Source organism: Curtobacterium sp. MCBD17_013 (assembly GCF_003234565.1).
Lineage (GTDB): Bacteria > Actinomycetota > Actinomycetes > Actinomycetales > Microbacteriaceae > Curtobacterium.
In genome coordinates, this window is record NZ_QKTU01000036.1 from 1 (window position 1) to 3082 (window position 3082).

Below are 3082 nucleotides of genomic sequence, written 5' to 3' on the forward strand. Positions count from 1 at the left end.
GGAGATGTGTATAAGAGACAGGGGGGCGTGGGGTGGGCGGCCGGGAGGCGCGGTGCGGGGCCGGCACGCGCCTCCCCGCCGGTGGGTCGGCTAGAAGCCGAACCCGATCTTCTTGTCGATGAACTGGTTGGTGTACAGGTCGTCGGCCGTGAGCCCCGACTGGACGTGACCGCCGGACTTCTCGAAGATCGGCGCCGCCTTGGAGATGAACGAGTTCAGCCGGCTGGCGTCCATGTCGCCGACGTAGCCGTTGCTGCCGTCCGTGGCGACCTTGAGCTTCTTCATCTGCTGGACGGCGAACGCACCGACCTTGGCGTCGTAGGTCCAGCCGTTGTTGTAGTCCTGCACGAGCGTGTCGATGAGGTCGTTCGTCGGAGTCGGGTTCGTGAAGTAGTCCACGTCGGCCTGCTGCATGACCGGCACGAGCTTCTTCAGGCACGGGGTGAGCTTCGCCAGGTCGCCCGAGCGGACGGACATGGTCTCGGGGTAGGGGTTCCACCCCGTGCTCGAGACGAGCGAGGAGTCGAGCTTCTTGCCCCAGGCCGCCACCTCGTGCTGGTAGATGTACGGCTCGGCGGTCGCGAAGCCCTGCTGCGCGTCCTTGCCGCCCGCGGTCACGAACTTCGACGGCGTGCCGTCGTAGCTGCCGTCCTGGACGCTCGTCGGCAGGTAGCCCGCCTGTGCCAGGTAGGTCATGTACGCGGCGCCGCTGAAGTAGCGGACGACGCCGCCCTTGGCCTTGAGCGCCTTGCCGAGGCCCTTGATGCTGTCGACGCTCTTGTACGTCGCCGGGTCCCACATGAGCACCATGGGCGACTCGTCGTTCTCGGCGAACACCGCCGTGGTGGGCAGGTTGCCGGAGAACTCGACGGCCTCGTCCGTGGAGACGTAGCCGAGCGTGATCGACTTGTCCTGGTACATCTGGGAGCTCACCGTGGAGTAGCCGATCGCGGGACCGCCCGCGCGGATCTCGAGCTGCACACCCGTCGACTTGCCGTTCGCCATGAGGTCGCCCGTGACGGACTTGCCCGAGGCGTCGATCTTCGGGTTCGCCCCGAGCATCTGGTAGACGTGCCCGTGGTCGGCTTCGGGGTTCCAGTCCGTCTGGACGACGACGGTCGAGGGGCAGACGCCGGACAGGTCGACGGCCGGGCCCTTCGCGGCGGACGACGTGGTCGCGGCGCCGGCGCTGTCCGACGTGCTCGTCGAACAGCCGGTGAGGGCGAGGGCGGTGACGCCGAGGGCTGCGGCGACGACGCCGAGACGGGTTCTGCTGCGCATGGGTGCTCCGTTCGTGGTGCAGGTCGGGGTGGTGCGGGGTGCAGGTGCGGTGGGAGGGGAGACGATGGGGGCGGGAACTCAGCCGAAGTCGTGCCAGCGGCCGACGGCGAGGCGGCCGATCAGGCCGAAGACGAGGAACACGGCGACGCCGAACAGCGAGGCGACGATGATCGTCGCGTAGAGCTCGGGGCCCATGAGCCGCGACGCGGTCACCTGGATGAGGACGCCGAGGCCCGGGTTGCCGCGCTGGAAGAACTGGTCGCCGACGATCGCACCGATCACCGAGAGCCCGGCCGACGTCCGCAGTCCGACGAAGATCGACGGCAGCGCGGCGGGGATCTGCAGCTTGAGCAGCTGGGCGCCGCGGCCGGCCTGCTGGAGCCGGAACAGCTCGCGCGCCCCGCGGTCGGCCGACTGCAGACCGAACAGCGTGTTCGACACCATCGGGAACAGCGCGATCATCACGGTGACGATGACGCGGCTGGCGAACTCGTACCCGAACAGGGCACCGATCAGCGGGACGAGCGCCAGGATCGGCACGCACTGGAGCACGACGGCGTACGGGTACAGCGAGTTCTCGAGCCACTTCGCCTGCGCCATGAGCATCGCCCAGACGACGCCGATGACGATCGCGATCGCGAGCCCGGTCAGGGACACCAGGGCCGTCCGCGCGAGCGCCTGCCACAGCTGCCCGTCGAACCCGGAGGGCGTGCCATCGGGACTCGTGTCCCAGACGATCGCCTTGGCGACGAGGTGCGGGTAGGGGACGAGGAACGCCAGGTTCTTCGCCTTGTCGTAGTACGTCGCGGCGACGTACCAGAGGGCGATGAGGACGACGAACACGGCCACGGGTTGCCACCACATGACGGCGGGCCGTGTCCTGCTGCGTGTCTGGCGGGCGGCCGCCCGGGCGGTGCGGGTCTCGGCGACCTCCTGCAGCGTGACCATCAGCGGTGTCCTTCCCGGAGCGCGTGCGAGACCTCGCCGACGAGTTCGGCGAACTCGGGCGTGAAGCGGATGTCCGGGTCCCGTGGCATCGGGAACGGGACGTCGAAGCGTCGGACGACCGTGCCGGGACGGCCGGACATCACGATGACCTTCGTCGACAGGTAGACGGCCTCGGACACCGAGTGCGTGATGAACAGCCCGGCGAAGCGCTGTTCGACGAACAGGCGGAGCAGTTCGTCGTTGAGTCGCTCGCGCGTGATCTCGTCGAGCGCGCCGAAGGGCTCGTCGAACAGGAACAGCTCCGGGTCGAGGGTGAGCGACCGGGCGAGGGACACGCGCATCCGCATGCCGCCCGACAGCTGCTTCGGCAGGTTCGTCTCGAACCCGTTCAGTCCGACGAGGTCGATCGCCCGGCGCGCCTTCTCGGCCCGCTCCGCCTTGCCCACGTGGCCGAGTTCCGCGAGCAGCTCCACGTTCCCCTGCACGGTGCGCCAGGGGAGCAGGGTCGCGTCCTGGAACACGTACCCGATCCGGGAGGCCCCGACCGACGCGGTCCCGTCGGACGCGGTCTCGAGTCCGGAGGCGATCCGGAGGAGGGTCGACTTGCCGCAGCCGGACGGACCGACGACGGACACGAACTCGCCGCGGTCGACCGTCAGGTCGACGCCCTGGAGGGCGATGGTCCCGTTCGGGAACGTCATCTCGACGTTCCCGAAGTCGAGCAGCGTGTCCGTCGACGTGACGGGCGCGGGTGCGGTGGTGGTCACGGCTACCTCTTCGTTCTGGTGGATCGGGCTGGGTCAGGCGGTGGGTGCCGGGGTTGCGGTTGCGGGGGTGGTGTCGGCGGGAACGG

Annotated in this window: 3 protein-coding genes; all 3 read right to left on the reverse strand. The window is 69.1% G+C overall.

From position 1 onward, the window contains the following. Positions 1 to 90: 90 nt before the first annotated feature. Entirely contained in the window at positions 91 to 1281 is a 1191-nt protein-coding gene (locus DEI81_RS15860; RefSeq protein WP_111011694.1) for an ABC transporter substrate-binding protein, read from the reverse strand. A gap of 78 nt (positions 1282 to 1359) precedes the next feature. Continuing rightward, positions 1360 to 2229 (reverse strand): ABC transporter permease, encoded by an 870-nt coding sequence (locus tag DEI81_RS15865; RefSeq protein ID WP_111011695.1) that lies wholly within the window; start codon positions 2227 to 2229, stop codon positions 1360 to 1362. Beyond that, positions 2229 to 2996 carry an ABC transporter ATP-binding protein gene (locus tag DEI81_RS15870; RefSeq protein WP_258368807.1) on the reverse strand — a complete coding sequence of 256 codons (768 nt, stop codon included), beginning with the start codon at positions 2994 to 2996 and terminating at the stop codon, positions 2229 to 2231. Before DEI81_RS15870 ends, DEI81_RS15865 begins: the two co-directional genes overlap by 1 nt. Positions 2997 to 3082: the final 86 nt, after the last annotated feature.

Bases quoted from the DNA above. Each gene is read 5' to 3' on its own strand.
- DEI81_RS15865 (WP_111011695.1), bottom strand. From the start codon at position 2,229: ATGGTCACGCTGCAGGAGGTCGCCGAGACCCGCACCGCCCGGGCGGCC.
- DEI81_RS15860 (WP_111011694.1), bottom strand. From the start codon at position 1,281: ATGCGCAGCAGAACCCGTCTCGGCGTCGTCGCCGCAGCCCTCGGCGTC.